Origin of the sequence: Polaribacter marinus (assembly GCF_022662535.1) — a bacterium.
Classification (GTDB): Bacteria; Bacteroidota; Bacteroidia; order Flavobacteriales; family Flavobacteriaceae; genus Polaribacter; species Polaribacter marinus.
In genome coordinates this window covers 243,108-266,789 of record NZ_JAKQYM010000001.1, presented here as the reverse complement: position 1 = coordinate 266,789, position 23,682 = coordinate 243,108, and the positions used below count along the sequence as shown (strand labels likewise).

Below are 23,682 nucleotides of genomic sequence, written 5' to 3'. Positions count from 1 at the left end.
ATTTTGTTTTTATAAAATTTAAATTGAAAATTGCTACTAAAAATGTGTAGACTGTTATACCCTTCCTTTTAAGGCATTAAAAACCCAAGCAATTGCAAAAAAACCAATACCAACTGCTGCAAATCCCCAACCTGCAACATCATCGTATCTAAAGGCTCCTAATGCAATTAAAGCTAATCCTACAAATATCATTATAAAAGTAGCCCAACCAAGGACAGTATTTTTATTCATTCCCATAATTCATTAATTAGTTTGTATAATTAACAAATATCTGAAAAATAAAGGAGATTTTATAAAATAGAATAATGTTTTTAATACCTTCCATTCCTTTGACCTATAGGAGCTCTTGTTCTTTGTACACCTTTTTGCTCTGGTTGTTTAGGAAGTAAACTTCTTTTCTTTTTCTTTTGATATTTTATCCATTTTTTATTTTGTTTTTTGGATAAAAAACTTTCTAAAGTTTGGTTTAATTTCTCTTCATTTTTTTTTATAGAATCTCTAATAGGTAATATGGTTAATTCTATTTTCTTTCTTATATTCATTGCTAAATCTGGATTTGATCTAGCTTGTTTTCCTATTGTATTCACAAATAATTCTAATTCTTGAAGTTTTTGAAAATTTAAAAAAGAAATGTTTTTTACTTTGTCATTGTAGACTCTTAAAGCCTTTTTTGTAGAATTCTTAACTTCATCTTTCTTTACTTTGATTTTACTAGGAACTTCATCCAAATCATAATAAAAAATATTGGCTGCATTTTTAGCATTGAACTTTATCATTTTTGGTGCCTCTTGAGCAAATGCTAAAATGCTTTGAAATATGATAATTAAAACTAGTATTTTTTTCATTTCTTAATAATTTACTACAAAAGTAAGGAATTTTAGAGTTTAGCAGCTAATCTTGCTCCTTGATTTATAGCTCTTTTTGCATCTAACTCGCTTGCAAAATCTGCTCCACCAATAACGTGTACGTTTTTATTAGCATCTAAAAGAGGTTGATATAATTCTTTAAACGGAGTTTGTCCTGCACAAATAACAATATTATCTACTTCTAAAACTTTTGCTTCTTCATTTTGTATATAATGCAAACCATCATCATCTATTTTTGTATAAGAAACTTCTCCAATAAATTGGACTTTCTTTTTCTTTAGAGTAGATCTATGAATCCAACCGGTAGTTTTACCAAGGTTCCCTCCAAATTTACCTTTGCTTCTTTTAAACATAAAGACTTCTCTTGGTGATGCTTCAAATTCTGGTTTTACATTTTCAATACCTGCTCTTGCTTCTAAAGATTTATCAATCCCCCATTCTTTTAACCAAGCATCAATATTTTTTGATGTAGATTCTCCTTCGTGTGTTAAATATTCAGAAACATCAAAACCAATTCCTCCTGCTCCAATTACAGCAACACGTTTCCCTACTGGTTTTTTCAGTTTTAAAACATCTATATAACTTAATACTTTTGGATGATCAATTCCTTCTATTTTTAACTCTCTTGGTTTAATCCCTGTTGCAATAACAATTTCTTCAAAATCAGATTTTAACAAATATTCTGTAGAAACTTTTGTGTTTAATTTTACAATTACATTGAACAATTCAATTTGTTTATTAAAATAACGTAAGGTTTCATAAAACTCTTCTTTACCTGGAATTTGTTTTGCAATATTAAATTGACCGCCAATTTCTTTATCAGCATCAAATAAAGTAACAATATGACCTCTTTGTGCTGCAATTGTAGCAGCTGCCAATCCTGCTGGACCTGCACCGATTACAGCTATTTTCTTTTTATTATCTGTTGGATTATAAACCAATTCAGTTTCATGACAAGCTCTTGGATTTACCAAACAACTTGCTACTTTTTGTTGAAACACGTGATCTAAACACGCTTGATTACATCCAATGCAAGTATTAATTTCATCTGCTTTTTCTTGCTCCGCTTTGTTTACCCATTCTGGATCAGCTAAAAAAGGGCGTGCCATAGAAATCATATCTGCGTCACCATTTGCCAGTACTTTCTCTGCAGTCTCGGGCATATTTATTCTATTAGAAGTAATTAAAGGAATCTTAATTTCTTCTTTCATTCTTTTAGTAACCCAAGTAAATGCTGCTCTTGGTACCGATGTTGCAATTGTTGGTATTCTTGCTTCGTGCCAACCAATTCCGGTATTTATTATAGTTGCTCCTGCTTTTTCAATCTCTTTACCTAATTGAACAACCTCTTCCCAAGAACTTCCATTCTCTACCAAGTCTAACATTGACAACCTATAAATTATAATAAAATCTTGACCAACAGCCTCACGAGTTTGTTTTACCAATTCTATTGGAAAACGCATTCTATTTTCATAATCTCCTCCCCAAGAATCTGTTCTTTTATTCGTTCTTTTTGCCATAAACTGATTAATTAAATAGCCTTCAGACCCCATAATTTCAACACCATCATAACCTGCTACTTTAGATAGTTTTGCACAGTTTACAAAATCATTAATAGTTCTTTTAATACCTGATTGTGTTAATTTAAAAGGTTTGAAAGGTGTTATTGGCGATTGTATTTTAGAAGGTGCAACACTAAATGGATGATATCCATAACGACCAGAGTGCAAAATCTGCATACAAATTTTACCCCCTTCTTTATGAACTGCTGCTGTAATTTTTTGATGATGTTTTGCATGTTTTTTTGTAGACATTCTTGCTGCAAATGGACCTGTCCAACCTTGAACATTGGGTGCAATTCCTCCAGTAACGATTAATCCAACTCCTCCTTTTGCTCTTTCTGCATAGTAAGCTGCTATTCTATCTAATCCATTTTTTTCTTCTTCTAAACCTGTATGCATAGACCCCATTAAAATTCTATTTTTTAAGGTTGTAAATCCTAAATCTAAAGGTTCAAAAATGTGCTTATATTTCATGTTATTTGGAATTAAATTTATTATGCACGCATAATACTTTGCAAGATATGTTTATTTTTTGAAAAGAAAAAACCAAAGAAATTGATTCTTTGGTTTCTAAATTACGAAACTCTATTAATTCATAGGAACATCAATAATTAATAATTTACTAGATTTATTTGCCTTGATAGAGACTTTTTTTACTTCAGAAATCCCTATAGCATCTCTTTTATTTAAAGTTATATCTGCAACAGAAATTTCACCTTCAATTAAGAAAAAATAAGCTCCATTTTTTAATTCATATTCAGTTTCAACACATTTATCTAAATCTATCATAGAAATATATCCTTGCTGATTAATCGGAAGAGCCCCCTCAACTAATTGATCTTTAGGAGAAACTAATATTTGAAATTTATTTTTTCTTTCGATTGGATCAAACTTTTTTTGATTGTAATATGGAGTAACATTTTCTTTTTCTGGAATAATCCATAATTGAAGAAAGTTGACTTCTTTAGTTTTACTATCATTAAATTCTGAATGCGTTAAACCTGTTCCTGCACTCATTACTTGAACTTCGTCAACTTCAATAGAACGTTTGTTATTTATACTATCTTTATGAGAAAGTGCTCCAGAAATTGGTATTGAAATAATTTCCATATTTTGATGTGGATGTGTTCCAAAACCCATTTTTGGCTGAACCACATCATCGTTTAAAACACGCAACCTTCCAAAACTCATTCTTTCTTTATTCTGATAACCTGCAAAACTAAATGTATGATATGATTTTAACCAACCGAAATTTGCGTAGCCTCTTGTATTTGCTTTATGTAATATTGTTTTCATTATAAATTTAAATTAATATAAATACCCCATTTTACCTTGTTTATAATCTCGCATTGCTTCTAATATTTCGGTTTGAGAATTCATAACATAGGGTCCGTATTGAGCAATTTTTTCTTGAATAGGTACTCCTGATAAAATTAAAATTGTACTTGCTTTTTTTGTTGTAAATTGAATTGTATTTCCAAGTTGACTAAAGGTAATCATTTGATTTTCTCCTTTTTTTAATGTTTCTGAATTATTTACCAAAAGTTCACCATCTAACAAATAAATCAAAGCTTGATGATTCTCAGGAATTTCAATCTCCATTTCCCCACCTACATCTGCTTTTACTGTAAAAACATTTACTTCTGTTTGCGTTTTGATGTTTCCAAAAACACCTTTTTGTTGTCCTGCTATAATATTTAATTGTACTGCTTTATCTTCAGAAAAAATTGTTGGTATTTGCTCTTTTTTTAAATGTTGATAATGAGGTGTTAACATTTTATCTTTTGCAGGAAGATTTACCCATAATTGAATACCTTCTAAATCTCCACCTTTTTTTACAAACTCTTTGGTTGGTGCTTCTGCATGAATAATTCCTCGACCAGCAGTTGTCCATTGAACTCCTCCTGCTTTTAATATCATTTCATTTCCCAAAGAATCTCTGTGCAATTGCTCTCCTTTAAACAAAAGTGTTATAGGTTCGAAACCTCTATGAGGATGAGGACCTAAATCAAAAGGATTATTAAATTCTGAAATTGCATAAGGCCCGTAATGGTGTAATAATAAAAATGGATCTACATTTTCTACGCCATCTGAAGGTAATGGCTGACGTAACTTTATAGCTCCCATATTTACTAAAGGACTTTCGACTTTATGTTCTATTGTTTTTAAATTTTTCACTTTAGTTTTGTTTAAATTATTTTCCAAGGAAAATATATTGACAAATTTTTACCTTATTTTATCTAATAAGTCGCTTAAAACAATTGCTTCTTCTTCTGTTATCTTGTCTAAAAAAGACATGTTTTTATTATTGTCTATGGTAAATAATAATTTTAGTCCAAGCTCTGTTATTTTTACATACACAACCCTTCTATCATGTTCACAACGCTCTCTTTCAATTAAATTTTTATCACATAATTTATCCATTAAACGAGTTGCGTTTGGTGCTCTTTCAATCATTCTGTCTTTTACAATTTGCACCTTAATTCTTTCTTTAGCTCCTCGTAAAATTCTTAAAATATTGTATTGTTGAGGTGAAATTCCATAAGGCTTAAAAAACTCATTTTCTTTACTATTTAACCAATTAGACGTATATTTTATATTAATTAAAGCCTTTAACTTATTGCTATCAAACTTAGATTTTATATCTTTTGAAATGTCTCCCATAATAATTTATTTAGTTTAAAAAACTAAGCTCTTAGTTTTAAATCTTGCATTATTTTATTAAATTCTTCTGTTGTTGGTGTACGGTAAATTAAATCATTTACAAATAAAGTTGGAAATTTTACCACACCATCATACAGTTCTTTACTGTGATTTCTAGCTTCTACGTCTTTAGAAAGGTCTTTATAAACATAAGGAACATCTGTTGAATTTAAAAAATTTTTAAATGCAACTGTATATGCATGTCCTTTTTTCCCGTATAAAACAATTTTCATTTTTTATAGATTTAGCAAGTTTTCAAATTGCTGTACTTGTTCTATCAATAATGACAACAAATCTTCATTTACAATTTTATCATCTTTAAAATTATCGTAAAAATTAGGTAAAGAAAAAGTAATTAATTCTTTTGCTCCTTGTCTTGGAAATCTTTGTTCTGCTGCTGCTAAAACAAACTTACCTCCCATTCCTCCTGGAGAGGTTGCCATTAATAATAATGGTTTATCTCTAAAAATTTTTACATCAATTCTAGAGCTCCAATCAAATATATTTTTAAAAGCTGCTGCATAAGAACCATTGTGTTCTGCTAATGATAAAATAAAGCCATCATAATGATCTAATAAAGAAGTAAATTTCTTTACATCTTCTGGAAAACCGTTTTTCTCTTCATCTTCACTAAAAACAGGAATCGTAAATTCTCTTAAGTCAATAATATCGAAAGAAGTGTTTTGTAGATTTTCTGCAGCGAATGTTGCTAATTTTTTATTGATAGAAGTTGAACTTGTACTTCCTGCAAATGCTAATATTTTTTTCATTTATTATATTTTTTTTAAAACTTGTTCTCGATTGCGCTCGAACTAGCAACTAATTTTACTGAATACTACTTACTATTTCAGTTTCTCCCTTTACCATTTTGGCAACTGGACATTTCCCTGCAATTACTAATAATCTTTTTTTCTGATCTTCTGTAACTTCTTTTTCAAACGAAATTTCTTCGTTTAAATACGAACCCGTTTCGTCTTTTAATTGAGAAACATGTACATTAATTTCACCAACATCCCAACCTTTTCTTTCTGCGTACATTCTTAAAGTGATAGAAACACAACCCCCTATTGCTGTTAATAGATATTCTACAGGAGTTGGCCCATTATTATCACCTCCAGAAGTAACGGGTTCATCAATCGTTAAAAAATGATTTCTAGCTTTAGCCTCTGCTAAGTAATTACGATTCGTTAAAGTAACTTTTGATGCAACAGTATTTTCCATTTTATTTTTGTTTTTGATATTCTATTAAAGAAACGATTATTTCTCTAATAGAATATTTAAATTCTTAACAAAGTTACAAAATAAAATTTTATTTACCAAGGAAAATAAATCCAAGGAAATATTTTAAAAAGTATTTAAAAAATAGATTGCTTAAAATTGGTAAACAAGTTTAGCCCTGATTGAAGTGGTATCCTTTTTTTGTTTTTCGCAAAAAAAGATAAAACGGAAAGCAGGAAATAGCTACAATGAAAATTACTGATTAATTTTAATAGAATCTATTTGTTTTTGAAGTCGTTGAATTTCTTTTATATTTTTTTCTTGTTTAGAAATTATCTTTATAGAATCTAATATTTGTTTATTTTTCTCTAAAATAGTTTTCTCTTTCTCAAAATAAACATTTGCTCCTTCACTCGTTCTCCAAGCTTCATTTAGTTGATTATACACCTCTTCATTCCAAGTACTAGGTTTCTTTGCATTGATCCAAACAACATCTCTGTACTCACTATCCACTAAGGCTAAATCTGGTGTTGCAGAACCATCAAACTGTTCTGGATTATTATCGCTAATTGTAGAAACTGTTCCCAAAAAAAACATTCGCTTTCTACCAGCAATATTTTTAATATAAGGTCTAAACTCTACTGGAGTATTAGAACTCCAATCGTATTCTTTTTTCGATTCTTTTACTTTTAAAGGCATTGCAGAAACACCTGCATATCCTTGTTTTTTAGATGCATGATCGTAATAATACATTTTATCTGTTCCATCTGCAGGAATAAAAACGCTGTAACTTAAACTCGTTCTTTCATTACCAACAGGTTCTAATCCAAACCAATGATACAAACCACTAAATGCATCCGTTTTAGTATCTGAAAAATCGAAATCGGTAACATAAGGTTGTGCATTTTGATCTTTAGGTGCATTCGGAATCTTTACAGCACTTTTCATATTCCAAGGAAGCGGATCTGAAAATCCTGCTAAAAACTTTAAGCTTTCTGCTTGTAAACGAGAAACTTTTTCTGCTAAGGTATTTTGCTTAGTTAAATACTCGTGATTTTTCATTTCTTCGGGAGAAATAAATGTTCCTTTTCCAATTGCAATTCTTTCTAAATAATCTTTAAAATTATGCTTCCCATTTTCTACAACCATCACACCACCAAAAGTTGGATAAGGAAAAAAGAAACCTTTCCATTTTATCAAACTTACAACTTCTACCCAAGCACCTGCATCATTTTTCATATAAAACGTATCACTTGGTTCGTAATTAAATAACATCCAAGGATTGAAACGTTGCACAACTGCATTGTAAGTATTTCTACTAAACTTTAAAGACTCTCCAATAGAAAATGTTACAGGAATTCTATTTTCGTTAGAAAAACGCGGGAAAGGTGTTGTACTTGACACAGAAAAAACCTCTTCTGTATTGTCTTTTATTCCTTGCCAAACATATTTTTCTGTAGGCTGAATTGCCATTGTCCATTGATTCTTTCCATCAACTCTAACCAAATGAGGAAGGGAAACATCTTTTGTTTCTCCTACAGATTCATTTGCCATCGAGAAAATATTTCTTAAAGGTTGGATTCTTTCATTCTGAGTTAAAGGCAGCTCAACAATTTCTATACGATTTAAATTATTAAAAACATTATATGTTTTCATATAATCATACATTTTAAAGTGAAAACCTACCAAATAAATCGCACCAAAAAATAATGTTAGTAGAAATAATATGCCTAATCTTTTCCCGGTAATTGCAGATTTTCTGAATTTTCTTAAACCCAAAAACAACACAATAGAACATAATAAAATGATGAAAATAAATTTTCTAAAAAACAATAATACAGGTTGATAATCATCTCTTAAAAAGAATAATAAACCTAATAAAATAAGACTAAAAAAAATGATTCTTTTTTTCTGTTTTGCTCCTTTATTCCAATAGTTTTTAATCATAATTATCCCCATCTTAATCTTCTAAAAAGAAGAAATTTACAGTGTGAGTAACTGTGTTTTATATTTTAAATAACGACTAATTTTCGCCATGTTTACTTACATGAATAATACTACCGTACATTGCAATGATTATACAAATTAGAGAAATAAAAGGCAACAAGTTCTTCCATCCAAAAAAGTGATTGTAATCTGAAATAAAAAATTGACCTATCATCATAATAATTGCAGCAAATAAAACATAATATCTTACTTTATTCCCCATTATAATAAACCTTTATCTTTTAAACGTTCTCTTGCACTTTTTTCTTCCGTTTTAGGTACTTCTTTTTTTACTTCTTTATTTTCTATTTCTTTAGATTGCAAATCTTCCATAAAGTCTTTTCCTTTTTCTATAACTTCTTGAAATTTATCTTCTAAAGAATCTGTTTGTTCTTCAATTATTTCTGATGATTTAAAAATAAAACCAGCAAAATAAGTTCCTATTAAGGTGCCAAAAATCATTGATGAAAATAAGGAAATCGTAGCTAAATCAATAGGTATTAAAAAACGAGTTATTAAAATAACTATTAAAAAAAAAGACATGATAAACACTAATCTTAATAAAAAACTTTGCTGATAAAAGAATCCTTTTTTATCAGTTGCTTTCATTTGTAGCTCTTTAGAGTTCATTAATTTATTAAAAAAACGGTAGAAGCTATTTCCTTGAGATTCTCTCCAATATAAAATGATTCCAAATACTATTGAGGCAATAAATATAATGAGTTCTAATGTCATGTTCTTAATTTTCTGGTTCTGTATAAAATTAATCTATTTTTTCTAAAAATTGTTACAAATGGTGTCAATAACCCAATCTTTCATAGAATCATCTAATTTTTTATATTGCTGATAAAAATCTTCTTTATCATACCAATATAAAAACAAAACATCTATTGAAACTACATTGACTAATAAATTCCAAATTAAATCTTGATGATTTGCTTTTAAAGAAGAATGTGGTTTGTGCAAAGCAAAATAGATTTCTTGATCTACAATATCTTGAACCTTAATATTTTTAGATATTTTCTTTTTCTCTAAATAGATTTCTAAACCCATCACTTTTTTTCTATCTGAAATAGCAATTTTATTTAAGTAACTTTTAAACAAAATCTGATCTTGTAAGATGTTTTTTATTGGATGATTCGTTTCTTTTAAATAAGTAGAAAAAGTAAATTTCTTAATTCTGTCGTATCTTTTTGATTGGACTTCTTCTTTTAAATCACACTCAATTATAAGATGTTTTTTTAATTTATCTATCAACTCAATATGGGAAATATGATACATTAAAACTTCATAAATTGTATCTTTTATTGCTTCTTTATAAGTAGTTTCATTTTCAAAAATTAAAATAGGTTCTATAAAATCTCTTAAAATGTAAATTCCGCCAAAAGCCTTTGTATAAAAAGAATCTGTAGTAAATAAAATATCTTCTAACTCTAAATCTCGTTCTCTTAAATCTCCATGTTTTTTTGCTGAAACTAATAATTTCTGATGCAGATCTTCATCAATAAAATTATTGTCTTTGTTAAATTCTTCTACAAGCTTTAATTGTGCTGCTTTTGCTTTGTCTAAATTATCAATTAGATGAAATTTAATAATAATATCTTTATATTTTAACACATCTAAAGGTTCGTAAAAGACATCAATATTTTGATCGAATTCTACACAAATAGCAGAGTCTCTTGTAATATCTGTGATTTTATTTCCATGTTTTTTAAAGACCGCTTTCATCATTTCTTTATCAAAAGAATGAAACGGATTATAAATAGCAATTCCTTTTTGCAAAGGTGTAATAATGATTCCATTAGGATTTGCCTCCCCATTATTAAGATAGTTTGTATCCTTTTTTTCTTCAGCAATTTCGGGGCTCCAACCAATTCCATCAATAGAAAACGTTGTTAGTTTAGAAGTAGTTAAACCTAGTTTTAATAAACATTTGTTATAACGCTCAACTAATTTTCCACTTACAGAAATTAGCTCATTTCTATATAAATTGGCCTGTTTTAATCTATCCATTATATTTACTTTTTACAACAAAAGTTCCAGCAGCTGCATCTCCAATTCTTTGGTTGTCTTTATTTAAAGCTGCTACAATAATTCCTATCAATAAAAAAAAGTCTAGAAAACCTAAAAAGAACCTTATAAAAGCTTGCCCCATTGTTATAGGTTCATTTTTTTTAGTTACAACTTTTATATCTAAAAAACGTTTTCCAATTGTTTGTCCCCAAATACCTTCACTTATTGGCCATAAAAAAAACAATAAGCAAAAACTTATTAAAGCAGGTATTCCTTCTAAGTGATAACTAAAAATACTATTATTTTCAGGATTAAATATCAACCCTAATATTACCCCTGTTAAGTAGTAAATAAAAAAATCGACAAAAGCGGCTACAATTCTTCTACCAATACTCGCTTTTTCAAATCTCTTATAATAATTTTCAAATTCTTCTAACATTCTAATAATCTGTTAACCTGTGCGTATTGTAATAATGAAATTGTTTTAATATCTCTTATTTCACCTAAAGAAATCATTTTAATTGCTTCTACAAAAGGGATTTCTAAAACTTCAATATCTTCTGTTTCACTTGCCAGACCTCCTCCTTCACTCACTTTCATTTGATCTGAATATTCTGCAATAAAATAATGCAAAATTTCAGTCACAGAACCAGGAGAAGAATAAGCTTCAAAAACTTTTTGTACTGTTTTAATTTTATACCCCGTTTCTTCTTCAACTTCTTTTCTTATACAATCTTCGGGATTATGATTGTCTAAAACCCCTGCACAAGCTTCAATTAAAAAACCATTTTTATTATCATTTACATAGGTTGGCATTCTAAACTGTTTCACCAAAATAACTGTTTGTTTCTCTCGATTATACAAAAGAATTACAGCTCCATTTCCTCGATCATAACATTCTCTAATTTGGGTTACCCAATCTCCATTATTCATTTGAAAATCAAAAGTAAACTTGTTAAGTGTATACCAATTATCTGACAACAACTCTTTCTTTATATTTTTAATTCTTTTATCGCTCACTTTCAAAAGTATTTCTAGCTTCTAAATCTATATTTAATTGATTTACTCTTGCATCAACTTTTCGTTTAAAGTCAGTATCTGCAATTGTTGCTACATTATCTAAATATCTTACTACTTCTTGTCTTCTTATTTCTGAAAAATCTAAACCTTTCATGTTTGCTTTCATCAATTCTTGCAACATATTAAACTTAGTTTCGTATTTCTGCTTGAAATAAATTTCAGGGTTCTCAAACCAATTTGGTTCTAAATCGAAATCTGTTAAACGTAAAGAAATTGCAGATTGAATATTACGAACATCTCTAGATGAAAAGAATGGAAATATTTTCTGAATTTCTTTATATAAATTGGCAAAGAATAAATGCTCGTTAGTTCTATGTGTATTTTCTGCTTTATCATAAGCCTCTAAAACTCTTTCTTCTGATGGTTTTTCTACAGAATTTAAAATATCTCCCATGTTTTTTGCCAATCCTTGATCTTTCAAAAATTGATAATTTGATGGATTTTGCATATTCACAAAATCAGGAATTGTTTTTTCAAATTTCTTCCACCAAATATAATCTTGATCTAAAAAATCGTGTTCTGTTCTTGCCCCATCAATTTTAAATCTTCCTTGCACTCTAGAAATTACCGCTTTATCTAACATTTCTGGTAAATTGGTAAATAATCCTATAGAAGAATTTCCATAATTTACGGCATAAGCACCTTCAGTATAACGTAAGAAAACACCAATTACTTCTTTCACTCCTGCAGAAACTCCTTGAGCAGTTCTTTCTTGCAAATTATTTTCTGCATCATCTATAGGCGCAAAAATTAATTTTGTTGGATCTTGCATTGGCTTCATCCATTCTACCATTTTTTCGGCAGATCCTCCTTGAAAAGTAGAAATCAGTGTGTCTGGCATTGGATGAAATAAAAACGGAATGTCTAAATTCTCTGAATGCTCTTTTAAACGAGTTGCAATGGCAGCAATTAGCATACTTTTTCCTGTTCCAGGAATTCCATATCCCATAAAAACAGGCATAAATCCTCCCAATTCTTGAAATGGATTTTTCTTTGCTTCAAAATCATAACTCAGCATTCTTTCTGTTAATCTACGTGCAAAATGTTTGGCATCTTTATTACCTACAATTTGTTCAAACTGAATTTTATTGAACTCTATACTTTTTGCCGTTCCAGAAAAAACATTATTCCAACCAGAAATAGCAAAATCAGATTTTTCTAATTTATAAGTTCTATCTTCTATGGTTTCTGTGTATTCTAAACTGCTTTTTCGCAACTGAATTTCATCTATCAAAGCTTCAAAATAAACTACTGTAAAATCGATAACATCTCTATCAGATTTAACAATATCAGGGTGTCCCAAATATTTATCAAAATAAAACAAAGTACAAGCAATTCCTTTTGATGGTGATAATAAAGAAACTTCTGGAATGCCAGCAAACTTTTGCTTCATCACAGATAAATCGTCTGAAGCATGTGGCTTTAAATCATGTAAAATTTTATACGAAATAGCAAATAATTGAAAAGCTGTTGCTGTTTGCATTTTGCTTTCAAATTCTCTTTTGCCTGATGAATCTAAAGCTGATTTTCTTTCGTTTAAAGACGATAATCCAGATGCATCATAATAAGAATCTTTGATCCAGATTCCTAAAGTTAATCCTTCTTGAACTGCAAATAAAGTTTGATTTAAGTGAACAGGAATTGCAATTGAATCTGGTAATAATCGTTTTTTTAAAGCTAAAATAGTTCTAGAAACTGAAGTAACTTCGATATTAGATCCAGAGTTTGCCCTAGACAAATACAATAAAATTGAATTGTCTTTTGCGTCTTTATTTTTAGCCCTATTACTTTGCTCCCATTGAATACTTTTTAAATAACTAGAAGCTTCATCTCGAAGCATATCTAATTCATTTTGTTTGATAGGAAAAGTTGAGTTTTTTTGCATAGTTTTTTTTTAGTTTTCAATATACAGTTATAGTAAGCAGTATTGAAAACTGCTCCTGTTACTGCCAACTTTATATTTTATCAATTTTCAAACTGGCCAACTCAATAGGCGGTTTTGCCAATTTATTTAAAGTATTTGGTGTCTGATTATATAATAATTGAATAATTCTGTGGGGAGCTAAAACGTATTTTTGCTGAATGACTTCACTCCATTTTTGCATAGTTTGTTTTGAGAAAAAACCTCCTTCTGTAAACGTATCTCCAGAAAAAACCTCATCTATTTTTAAGGACAAGGCATATGATTCTAAAGGAATTTCATTTTTAGCAATTCCGCTTAAAATAGTATGTGTAATTTCATTTTCATCTTTTGCAAACACATTATGAAACGGCCCCAAATCTATTCTTTTAATATGTTTTGGATGAATATTTGATAATTTCCGATCGATATTATACGCCATAGTGTCTAAAGACATTTCTCTATCTGCGCTTTCTTTTAGTACTTCATAAATTTTTTCTTTATTTATTTTACCATCATAATCAAAGTATAAATAACAAATAAAAGGGCGGTTATGACTTACGTCATAAAAACTCCAACTTGTCATATATTGATGATTTTCAGCTTCTTTTGCTGTTATAATTTTACCCTGTACAAATCGATTAAAAATGTATTTTTTTTCTACAGAAGTATAATAAACAATAGACGAAGCTTTAAATAAATCTAACCTTTTAATAGGTTGTTTTTTATGTAAAAGTGTATTTAAAAATTCTGCTTTTAGAATTTCCGTATCTTTTAAATTATCTATATAATCGTTTTTTAGTTCTAAATCGTTGTACAAAAACCGAAACTCTAAATAATTTGGAAATCCAGAATCTGTTAAATCAACTTTCATGTTATCTTCTTCATCATACATATATTTAATACGCATAGCTTCGATAGAATATAAAAGTAAATCTGAATATTGTTTAAAAAGTAACAACTCTTGATGCGTACATAATTGTTCTTGTTGTACACTTACAATGAGTTCTTTTAATACAAAATCTACCATTTTATGATAAAAAACATATTGTTCTTTCGAATCTAAAAGTGCAGAATCTAAAGGTGTTGTAATCATGCTTATTTTAGTTTTCAGTATTCAGTTACAGTTTTCAGTCAACTTATAACTATAAACTACTTCTGTAAACTTTTCACTTTCTTTTTAATATTCAATTTAATTAACGAACGACTCCGCGTTAAGGATTGAAATGGCATCCTTTTTTGTTTTTCACAAAAAAGATATAATGTAAAGCCTGACCCCAATTTTTACATTGGGGTAACGCCCAAATTACTCTTTTTGTAGTGGTTTTCATTCTCATTTTTTTCATCAAAATTGAAACTTGAAAACTGAGACTGAATACTACAAACCATTTTATCCTAACAAATCATCATTAGAAACATCTTTCTTTGGAGCTTCAGAAGTTTTATTATCATCTGCTTTTGGTGCTTCCTTATCTGCTTTGTAATAATCTTCAAAAATCTCTTTCATATCAATTCCATAACGATCTGCAAAATTCTTTTGAATATCAATATCTTTTTCACGAATTTCCTGTAAAGCTTCAGCATATGTGCTATAAACACCTTTCATTACTTTTTCGTGAACAGGAATATTATCCATCATTTCTTGACGAGCTCTAGCACTTGCAGAATGCATAGAAGCCAAAGTTTCCCCAATATGCTCATCTGTTTTTACACCTAAATGCTCTAAAATAGCTGCAAACTCTTGATCTGTTCTTGCCTTTAAAGCAACTACGTAACCATCATAATACTTTAACCTTTCTTCTGTATCTGATTTTAATTTTGCTCTATGTGTTTGTAAATTAGAACGCAAAGAAGTCAACACTTTAATGGTTAAATTGTGTTTATGCACAAAACTATCTTTACTAGCAGCCAATGTTGTGTAAGCATTTTTAAGACCTTCTAATTCTTCTACTTTTTGTTCGATGCTTGTCATTTTACCAATTGCTTCTGAATAGGCAGTAGATTGTTTGTCTGCAATTTCATCTAATTCTTGACGTGCTTGTTTTAAAAGCGCATATTGTTCTTCTAACTTATCTTCTACTTCTTTCTTTTTCTCTAAAGCTTTGGTGTGGTTTTTAGAAGCTTCTACAATAGCATCTTTTAACTTTTCTTCTACTTCTTTGATTTCAACTTCTCTGTTTTTTAAACGCGTAACTGCTGCTTGAGATTTATAAGAAAGCTCTCCTAATAATGTTTGAATATCTGCACTTTCTATTCGTTGTTGAAACATTGCTTTTGCTTTATTATCTGCACCAGCACGTATTTTTTCTGCTTCCTTAAACTCTATTTGTTCTTTTTTAATCTTAGATTTTCTGCCCCATAAATTGTTCCACCAAGTATCTGGTTTGTTTTCGGCATCTTCTAATTCCACTCTTGCTCTTTCTAATGCTTTTTGAGCATCATCAATTACTTTTTGTTCTGATGCATTTAAAGATGAAAATTTTTCGAACATAATACCAACTTCTTCTTGGTAATCTGTTAAATCTTTAATTGCGTCTAACAAGGTGGTTCTATCTTTTTCTGCCATATGCACCACGTCATCTAATGTAGCATTTAATATTTTCTGACGTTTTTCTGGATCTTCTTCTTGAGAAAGTTTAGATTTCATGGTATCTATTGCTTTCCCCCAATTTACATCTACTTTTTCAGCTTTTGGGTTGGAATTTGTTTCTAATAAATCAAAATCATCAGACATAGTTATGTGTGTTTTTTATAGTTGAACAATTTTTAGACAAGCAATTTCGTTATTTTTTTTTAATAAAAACGAATAATGGTATAATTATATGTATCCATAAATTGCTTTTTGTTACATCTTTTTTATTTTTTAAAAAAAATAAAACCTCTTTGATTTCTCAAAGAGGTATACAACTAACTATTAAAAGTTCTCACGTCAACAAATTAAACAAACAAAAAAAGTTTTTATGAGAACAAATTGCATTCTATTTTAATATGGATTATTATGAAATAACCATTTCATATTCTTCTTCTATTTCTTTGTCTTTGGCTAAATTAACTTCAAACTGATTGGACGTATTATTTACCCCACCAGCTTTTAATGCTTTTTCTCCTGCAAAAAATGTTTTGTGATCATCACCTAAATCAGAACCTGCCATTCTTTGATGTTTTACACAAGAAACTCCTTTTCTAATTTCTTGTCTTTGAACATCTTTTACATACGCCAACATACCATCTTCACCAAAATAACCTTTTGTTAAATCATTCATATGTAAAGCAGTTGTGTGATACGTAGGTAAGGTAATTAAGTGATGGAAAATTCCTGCTTCTCTTGCTCCATCTAATTGAAAATTTTTAATCTTTTCATCGGCAAGATGACATAATTCTGATCCATCATATTGTGCATCCATTAAATTATTTCTATCGTAAGCTGTCATATTTTTTCCATCTGCAAGCATTTCATCAAATGCTTGATTTCTAAAATTTAAAGTCCAATTGAAAGAAGGAGAATTATTATAAACTAATTTTGCATTTGGCACAACTTCTTTTACTCTATTTACCATACTCGCAATTTGTTTTACATTTGGTGTTGGAGTTTCTATCCATAATAAATCTGCACCGTTTTGTAAGCTAGTAATACAATCTAACACTACTCTATCGATATTAGATCCTTCTTTAAATTTGTACAATCCATTTGGCAACCTTACAGGACGCACTAATTTCCCATCTCTTTTAAGCAACACATCATCTTCTTTAGCATCATTAATCGCTATTTCTTCCGCTTCTACGAATGCTAAATATTGAGATGCTAAATCACCAGATTCTTGGCTAACAGGAAGTTTTTGTGTTAAACCAGCGCCTTCAGAATCTGTTCTTGCAACAATAATTCCGTCTTCTACACCTAATTCTAAAAACGCATAACGAACAGCGTTTAACTTCGCAATAAAATCCTCATGAGGAACAGTTACTTTACCATCTTGATGTCCACATTGTTTTGCATCAGATACTTGATTTTCAATTTGAATAGCACATGCTCCAGCTTCAATCATTTTTTTTGTTAACAAATAAGTAGCTTCTTCATTACCAAACCCTGCATCAATATCTGCAATAATAGGCACAATATGTGTTTCAAAATTATCTATTTGATCTTGAACATTTTCACCATTTCTTAATCTTCTAAACAAATCATTTAATTCGATGGCATCAGCTTGACGAAGGAAATCGTAAATTTCTGCAATAAGATTTGGTACAGCTGTTTTTTCATGCATAGATTGATCTGGTAAAGGTCCAAATTCCGAACGCAAAGCAGCTACCATCCAACCAGATAAATACAAATATTTTTTACTTGTTGTTTTATGATGTTTTTTAACTGCAATCATTTTTTGTTGCGCCACAAAACCATGCCAGCAACCCAAAGATTGTGTGTAATTTGATGAGTTTGCATCATATTCTACCATATCTTTTCTCATAAGAGCAGCCGTATATTTAGCAATATCTAAACCCGTTTTAAAACGATTTTGAACTGTCATTCTTGCCGCACTCTCTGGATTTATTGAGTTCCAAGAATTACCATATTTTACTTTCAGATTTCTTACAGTTTCTAGAGCTGAACTATAATTACTTTGTGATAAATTTTTCATAATTTTGTTTTTTTAATTATTAAGGTTATTCCAAATTTTGATAATTACGTCTCGCAATCTATTGCCGTAGTTGCGAGACATTTTTTTTATATATAATCGTATGCCGATAGTGTTAAAAATTCTTTATACTCTTTTGACAAGACAAGATCATCAAATAACTCAATAGCAAGTTTAAATTTTCCGTTTACAAACTTATTTTCACCAACTAATTTTTTAATTTTTAGTAATTCTTCTCTTTTAAACAATTGATACATTGCCAAATTAAAATTTCTTCCATCTTCTATTTGTACATTTTTATGCAACCATAACCAAACTTGTGTTCTAGAGATTTCAGCTGTTGCAGCATCCTCCATTAGATGATACAATGCTGCTGCACCATTACCTCGCAACCAACTTTCTATATATAAAATACCCACATTTATATTTTTTCTAATTCCTTCTTCTGTAATGGTTCCTTTTGGAATTTCAACTAAATCTTCTTCCGAAATTTTTACATCATTTCTAGCAATATGAATTTGATTTTTAGTTAACATATTCTCATTAAAAACATTCATAGCTACAGCAACCAATCCTGGATGTGCTACCCATGTACCATCATGACCGTTTTTAACTTCTTGCTCTTTATCTGCATACACTTTTGCAAATGCTATTTGATTGGCTTCATCATCATTTTTAATAGGAATTTGAGCAGCCATTCCTCCCATTGCATGTACATTTCTCTTGTGACATTTTTGAATAACAAGTAAAGAATATGCTCGCATAAAAGGAGAGTTCATTGTAACTTGATCTCTATTTGGCACCATAAAACCTGGGTGATTTCTAAACTTTTTTATGTAAGAAAAAATATAATCCCATCGTCCACAATTTAAACCTGCCATATGATTTCTTAGTTCGTAAATAATTTCATCTAATTGAAAACTAGCCGTTATCGTTTCTACTAAAACAGTTGCTTTTATTGTTTTTTGAGGTATCGATAAATAATCTTGTGAAAACACAAAAATATCATTCCACAAACGAGCTTCTAAATAATGCTCTAATTTTGGTAAATAAAAATACGTTGCAGAACCTTGTTCTTGTAACTTTTTAATATTATGAAAAAAGAACAAACCAAAATCCACTAAAGAAGCAGACATTTCATTTCCTTCTACTAAAAAATGCTTTTCAGTGAGATGTAAACCTCTTGGTCGCACAATTAAAGTTGCAACTTCTTCATTCAATGAATAAGTTTTATTCTTTTTTTCATTGTAAAACGATATAGTTCTATTAACTGCATCTCTTAAATTAATCTGCCCTTCTAAATTATTTTCTATATTAGGCGAGTTACTATCTTCAAAATCTGCCATAAATGTTTTAGCCCCAGAATTTAAAGCATTGATAACCATTTTTCTATCTACTGGTCCAGTGATTTCTACTCTACGATCTAATAAATCGTCTGGTAACTCCGCACAAACCCAATCAGATTCTCTAATATTCTTTGTTTCTTTCGGAAAAGAAGGGGATTTTCCTTCATCAAAATAAGCTTGCTCAACTTTTCTTGCTTTCAGTAATTTTAATCTTCTTTGATTAAACTTACGATGCAATTCCAATAAAAACTGTTGCGCATCACTTGTTAAAACCTGTTGATAATCATCAATATTAAACCCTTTAAAATCAATACCTTTTGCAATAACACTTTCTTCCATAATTAGAATAGTTTAAGTTCTACACTGCAATTATATAAATAATTTTTGAACTCTACAAGCGAACGTTCGCTAAATATGTAAAAAATTAATATTGTTTAAGTTCGCTAAATATTATTATCTTTGATTTTATGATGATAGAAGACGAATACATACGCTTAATTTTTGGTTTAAAATTAAAGCAAATAAGAACAGAGAAAAACCTATCTCTTTTTGGATTAGCAAAATTAACAGGCTTATCTAAATCGTATTTAAATGAAATTGAAAAAGGAAAGAAATACCCAAAAACCGATAAAATTTTAATTCTTTCAGAAAAACTAGAAACTCCATATGATCATTTAGTTTCTCTAAAATTAGATAAAAACCTTGCACCTATTGGTGAAATTCTACAATCTAAAATTTTAAAAGAAATTCCTTTAGACCTCTTCGGCATTAAAGAAAACAATTTGATTGATATTGTAGCTAACGCACCGGCTAAAGTAAATGCGTTTATCAGCACTATTATTAAAATTGCCAAGAACTATAATTTAACTAGAGAGAGTTTCTTTTTAGCATCCCTAAGATCTTACCAAGAAGCACACAGCAACTACTTTGATGATATTGAAAAAGATGCTGAACGATTTGCAGAGTTATATCAATTAGATTTATCAAAAAAAATAACTTCAACAGATTTAGAAGAAATCTTAATTGAAGAATACGCGTATACAGTTAATGATAACGAATTATCTAAACATGACAACCTTGGTGAATTAAGAAATATATTCATCCCAAAAAATAAAACCCTTTTAATAGATAAAAATATCTCAGAAGCTCAAAAAACATTTATTTACGCCAAAGAATTAGCCTATAACTTTTTAAACATAAACGATAGATTATTTACTTTTCCATGGATAAAATTTGAGAATTTTGATCAAGTTTTAAATAATTTTATTGCTTCTTATTTTGCAGGCGCATTAATTATTCCTAGAAAAAGTTTGACAGAAGCATTAACAAACTTCTTTGCTTTAGAAGAATGGAAACCATTAAAACTACACCAAATTATCAATCATTACAATTGTTCACAAGAAACTTTTTATCAACGATTAACCAATATTTTACCGAAGTATTTTAATATAAAGAACCTGTTTTTTTTACGATTTACACACAAAATAAAATCACCTACATATAGATTAAGCAAAGAATTACACATTACACAACAACAAGCTCCACATGCCAATAGAAATAATGAGCATTATTGCAGACGATGGATTGCAATAAAAACAATACAAGATTTAGAAAACTCTAGCAAAACAAGAGCAACATTTGGCATACAAATATCTTCATATGTAAATCAAAAAAATGAATATTTGGTTTTATCATCAGCAACAACAGACCCTTTTAAAAAGGACATCAATCGAAGTGTAAGTATTGGTATGTTACTATCACCTCATTTAAAAAAGAAACTTCGCTTTTTTGAAGAAAATACATTTACTAAAAAATTAGTTGGTGTAACCTGCGAAACTTGTGCTGTTAAAAACTGTAAAGAAAGAGCCTCTGAACCTTTTAGATTAGAAAGACAAGAAAAATACAAAGAAATTGCTAATACAGTAGAGCAAATTATTAGTTCATACAGCTAAAAAATTCTTATTTTAGCACTCGAAAACAAATACTTTTATGGATTTAAACTTCAATAAAAACGAAGATTATAACAAACTTTTAGTTTCTGATTTACGCAAAAGATTTGCCAAAGTAAAATTAGGCGGAGGGCAAAAACGTATTGACAAACATCACGAAAAAGGAAAAATGACTGCCCGTGAAAGAGTTGATTATTTATTAGACAACAATACAAAGTCCATAGAAATTGGTGCCTTTGCTGGGGATGAAATGTACAAAGAACACGGTGGCTGCCCTTCTGGTGGAGTTGTTGTTAAAATTGGCTATATAAAAGGAAAACAGTGCATTGTTGTAGCTAATGATGCAACTGTAAAAGCAGGAGCTTGGTTTCCAATTACAGGAAAAAAGAATTTACGCGCTCAAGAAATATCTATAGAAAACAAATTGCCAATAATTTACTTAGTTGATTCTGCTGGTGTTTATCTACCATTGCAAGATGAAATTTTTCCAGATAAAGAGCATTTTGGACGTATTTTTAGAAATAACGCAGTAATGAGTAGCATGGGAATCACACAAATTTCTGCTGTCATGGGAAGCTGTGTAGCAGGTGGGGCCTATTTACCTATTATGAGTGATGAGGCTTTAATTGTAGACAAAACTGCAAGCATTTTCTTAGCAGGTAGTTACTTAGTAAAAGCTGCAATTGGAGAAAGTATTGATAATGAAACTTTAGGTGGCGCAACAACACATTGTGAAATTTCAGGCGTAACCGATTACAAAGCTAAAGATGATAAAGATGCCTTAGATAAAATAAAATTTATTGTAGATAAAATTGGTGATTACGACAAAGCTGGTTTTAGCAAAACAGAATCTTTTCCTCCTAAAGAGAATGAAGATGACATTTTTGGAATCCTCCCTAGAGAAAGAAATGCGCAATACGATATGTTAGAAATCATAAAGCGCTTAGTTGATAATTCTGAATTTGAGCAATACAAAGAAGGTTACGGGAAAACCATTATTACTGGTTATGCTAGAATTGATGGTTGGGCAGTTGGTATTGTTGCCAACCAACGAAAATTAGTAAAAACAAAGAAAGGTGAAATGCAATTTGGAGGTGTGATCTATAATGATTCTGCCGACAAATCTACTCGTTTTATAGCCAATTGTAATCAGAAAAAAATTCCATTAGTTTTTTTACAGGATGTAACAGGATTTATGGTTGGTAGTAAATCGGAACACGGAGGAATTATAAAAGATGGAGCCAAAATGGTAAACGCTGTAAGTAATTCTGTGGTGCCAAAATTTACAATTGTTATCGGTAACTCATACGGAGCAGGTAATTACGCAATGTGCGGAAAAGCTTATGACCCAAGATTAATTGTTGCATGGCCAAGCGCCGAGTTAGCAGTAATGAGCGGAAACTCTGCCGCAAAAGTTTTATTACAAATAGAAACAGCATCACTAAAAAAACGTGGAGAAGAAATTACCCCTGAAAAAGAAACCGAATTGTTTCATAAAATAAAATCTCGTTACGACAATCAAATCTCACCTTATTATGCAGCCGCAAGGATATGGACAGATGCCGTAATAAACCCTTTAGATACTAGAACATGGATATCTATGGGGATTGAAGCTGCAAACCACTCTCCAATTGAAAAAAAATTCAATATGGGAGTTTTACAAGTATAAATAAAAATTCACTAAAAAGTACAATACAAACATCATTAAGAAATGGGAAGAGCATTCGAATTTAGAAAAGCAAGAAAAATGAAACGTTGGTCTGCAATGGCAAAAACCTTTACCAGAATTGGTAAAGATATTGTTATGGCTGTTAAAGAAGGCGGACCAAATCCTGACACCAATTCTCGTTTAAGGGCAGTTATACAAAATGCAAAGGCTGCAAATATGCCTAAAGACAATGTTGAGCGCGCCATAAAAAAAGCTACCGACAAAGACACTGCTAACTATAAAGAAGTTTTATTTGAAGGATATGCACCTCATGGAATTGCAATTCTACTAGAAACAGCAACAGACAACAACAACAGAACAGTTGCAAACGTTAGAGCGGCTTTTAATAAATGTGATGGAAACCTTGGAACTTCTGGATCTGTAGTGTTTATGTTTGATCACACCTGTAACTTCACAATTAAAAAGGAAGACATTACAATGGACATGGAAGAACTTGAATTAGAATTAATTGATTTTGAGGTAGAAGAAGTGTTTGATGATGAAGAAGGAATTATTATTTATGCTCCTTTTGAACAATTTGGAGCTATCCAATCTTTCTTTGAAGAAAATAATGCAGAAATTTTATCTTCAGGATTTGAAAGAATCCCTACAACTACCACAAAACTAAGCGAAGAACAACAAGCTGACGTAGAAAAACTTTTAGAAAAACTAGAAGAAGATGATGACGTTCAACATGTTTATCATTCTATGGAAATGTAA

At 29.9% G+C, this 23,682-nt stretch carries 23 protein-coding genes; 3 read left to right on the top strand and 20 right to left on the bottom strand.

The genetic code is table 11. The features are described from left to right. Positions 1-54: 54 nt before the first annotated feature. The 20 genes from MC378_RS01185 to aceB form a co-directional block, all read right to left on the bottom strand. Entirely contained in the window at positions 55-237 is a 183-nt protein-coding gene (locus MC378_RS01185; RefSeq protein ID WP_242176882.1) for a CAL67264 family membrane protein, read from the bottom strand. A 74-nt stretch (positions 238-311) separates the two neighbouring features. Further along, on the bottom strand, positions 312-845 hold the full coding sequence (locus MC378_RS01180; protein WP_242176881.1) for a hypothetical protein: 534 nt from the start codon (positions 843-845) through the stop codon (positions 312-314). A 32-nt stretch (positions 846-877) separates the two neighbouring features. After that, a complete protein-coding gene (locus MC378_RS01175; RefSeq protein ID WP_242176880.1) occupies positions 878-2,902 on the bottom strand; it encodes an NADPH-dependent 2,4-dienoyl-CoA reductase in 2,025 nt (674 codons plus the stop codon). A 114-nt stretch (positions 2,903-3,016) separates the two neighbouring features. Beyond that, positions 3,017-3,724 carry a pirin family protein gene (locus tag MC378_RS01170; RefSeq protein WP_242176879.1) on the bottom strand — a complete coding sequence of 236 codons (708 nt, stop codon included), beginning with the start codon at positions 3,722-3,724 and terminating at the stop codon, positions 3,017-3,019. Between the two features lie 12 nt (positions 3,725-3,736). Further along, complete coding sequence (locus tag MC378_RS01165; RefSeq protein WP_242176878.1) at positions 3,737-4,606, bottom strand: pirin family protein; 870 nt, start codon at positions 4,604-4,606, stop codon at positions 3,737-3,739. Positions 4,607-4,654: 48 nt separating this feature from the next. Next, a complete protein-coding gene (locus tag MC378_RS01160) occupies positions 4,655-5,092 on the bottom strand; it encodes a MarR family winged helix-turn-helix transcriptional regulator (RefSeq protein ID WP_242176877.1) in 438 nt (145 codons plus the stop codon). Positions 5,093-5,115: 23 nt separating this feature from the next. Next, positions 5,116-5,364, bottom strand: coding sequence for a glutaredoxin family protein (locus MC378_RS01155; RefSeq protein WP_242176876.1), 249 nt, complete (start codon positions 5,362-5,364; stop codon positions 5,116-5,118). Positions 5,365-5,367: 3 nt separating this feature from the next. Then, positions 5,368-5,901, bottom strand: a complete 534-nt coding sequence (locus MC378_RS01150; RefSeq protein WP_242176875.1) for an NADPH-dependent FMN reductase — start codon at positions 5,899-5,901, stop codon at positions 5,368-5,370. A gap of 55 nt (positions 5,902-5,956) precedes the next feature. After that, positions 5,957-6,352: an OsmC family protein gene (locus tag MC378_RS01145; protein WP_242176874.1), complete on the bottom strand. Its 396-nt coding sequence runs from the start codon at positions 6,350-6,352 to the stop codon at positions 5,957-5,959. A gap of 252 nt (positions 6,353-6,604) precedes the next feature. Further along, a complete protein-coding gene (locus tag MC378_RS01140; protein WP_242176873.1) occupies positions 6,605-8,296 on the bottom strand; it encodes a prefoldin domain-containing protein in 1,692 nt (563 codons plus the stop codon). A gap of 76 nt (positions 8,297-8,372) precedes the next feature. Then, on the bottom strand, positions 8,373-8,558 hold the full coding sequence (locus tag MC378_RS01135; protein WP_242176872.1) for a hypothetical protein: 186 nt from the start codon (positions 8,556-8,558) through the stop codon (positions 8,373-8,375). Beyond that, positions 8,558-9,070, bottom strand: a complete 513-nt coding sequence (locus tag MC378_RS01130) for a hypothetical protein (RefSeq protein WP_242176871.1) — start codon at positions 9,068-9,070, stop codon at positions 8,558-8,560. Before MC378_RS01130 ends, MC378_RS01135 begins: the two co-directional genes overlap by 1 nt. Before the next feature lie 42 nt (positions 9,071-9,112). Beyond that, the gene (locus tag MC378_RS01125; protein WP_242176870.1) at positions 9,113-10,348 is read right to left on the bottom strand and encodes a DUF6638 family protein; all 1,236 of its coding nucleotides are present in this window, start codon (positions 10,346-10,348) and stop codon (positions 9,113-9,115) included. Further along, the gene (locus tag MC378_RS01120) at positions 10,341-10,787 is read right to left on the bottom strand and encodes an RDD family protein (protein ID WP_242176869.1); all 447 of its coding nucleotides are present in this window, start codon (positions 10,785-10,787) and stop codon (positions 10,341-10,343) included. Before MC378_RS01120 ends, MC378_RS01125 begins: the two co-directional genes overlap by 8 nt. After that, positions 10,781-11,368, bottom strand: a complete 588-nt coding sequence (gene nudK, locus MC378_RS01115; RefSeq protein ID WP_242176868.1) for a GDP-mannose pyrophosphatase NudK — start codon at positions 11,366-11,368, stop codon at positions 10,781-10,783. Before nudK ends, MC378_RS01120 begins: the two co-directional genes overlap by 7 nt. After that, the gene (locus MC378_RS01110; protein WP_242176867.1) at positions 11,358-13,313 is read right to left on the bottom strand and encodes an AAA family ATPase; all 1,956 of its coding nucleotides are present in this window, start codon (positions 13,311-13,313) and stop codon (positions 11,358-11,360) included. Before MC378_RS01110 ends, nudK begins: the two co-directional genes overlap by 11 nt. 70 nt (positions 13,314-13,383) lie before the next feature. After that, positions 13,384-14,424, bottom strand: a complete 1,041-nt coding sequence (locus MC378_RS01105) for a hypothetical protein (RefSeq protein ID WP_242176866.1) — start codon at positions 14,422-14,424, stop codon at positions 13,384-13,386. 294 nt (positions 14,425-14,718) lie between these two features. After that, on the bottom strand, positions 14,719-16,062 hold the full coding sequence (locus MC378_RS01100; RefSeq protein ID WP_242176865.1) for a coiled-coil domain-containing protein: 1,344 nt from the start codon (positions 16,060-16,062) through the stop codon (positions 14,719-14,721). A gap of 262 nt (positions 16,063-16,324) precedes the next feature. After that, on the bottom strand, positions 16,325-17,962 hold the full coding sequence (locus tag MC378_RS01095; protein WP_242176864.1) for an isocitrate lyase: 1,638 nt from the start codon (positions 17,960-17,962) through the stop codon (positions 16,325-16,327). Between the two features lie 86 nt (positions 17,963-18,048). Beyond that, positions 18,049-19,644: a malate synthase A gene (gene aceB, locus MC378_RS01090; protein ID WP_242176863.1), complete on the bottom strand. Its 1,596-nt coding sequence runs from the start codon at positions 19,642-19,644 to the stop codon at positions 18,049-18,051. Positions 19,645-19,772: 128 nt separating this feature from the next. Between aceB and MC378_RS01085 the strand changes: the two genes are divergently transcribed. Genes MC378_RS01085 through MC378_RS01075 form a run of 3 tightly spaced genes read left to right on the top strand, consistent with a single transcriptional unit; the run spans position 19,773 to position 23,682 of the window. Beyond that, complete coding sequence (locus MC378_RS01085) at positions 19,773-21,257, top strand: helix-turn-helix domain-containing protein (RefSeq protein ID WP_242176862.1); 1,485 nt, start codon at positions 19,773-19,775, stop codon at positions 21,255-21,257. A 37-nt stretch (positions 21,258-21,294) separates the two neighbouring features. Next, the gene (locus MC378_RS01080; RefSeq protein WP_242176861.1) at positions 21,295-22,923 is read left to right on the top strand and encodes an acyl-CoA carboxylase subunit beta; all 1,629 of its coding nucleotides are present in this window, start codon (positions 21,295-21,297) and stop codon (positions 22,921-22,923) included. Between the two features lie 42 nt (positions 22,924-22,965). Continuing rightward, on the top strand, positions 22,966-23,682 hold the full coding sequence (locus MC378_RS01075; protein ID WP_242176860.1) for a YebC/PmpR family DNA-binding transcriptional regulator: 717 nt from the start codon (positions 22,966-22,968) through the stop codon (positions 23,680-23,682).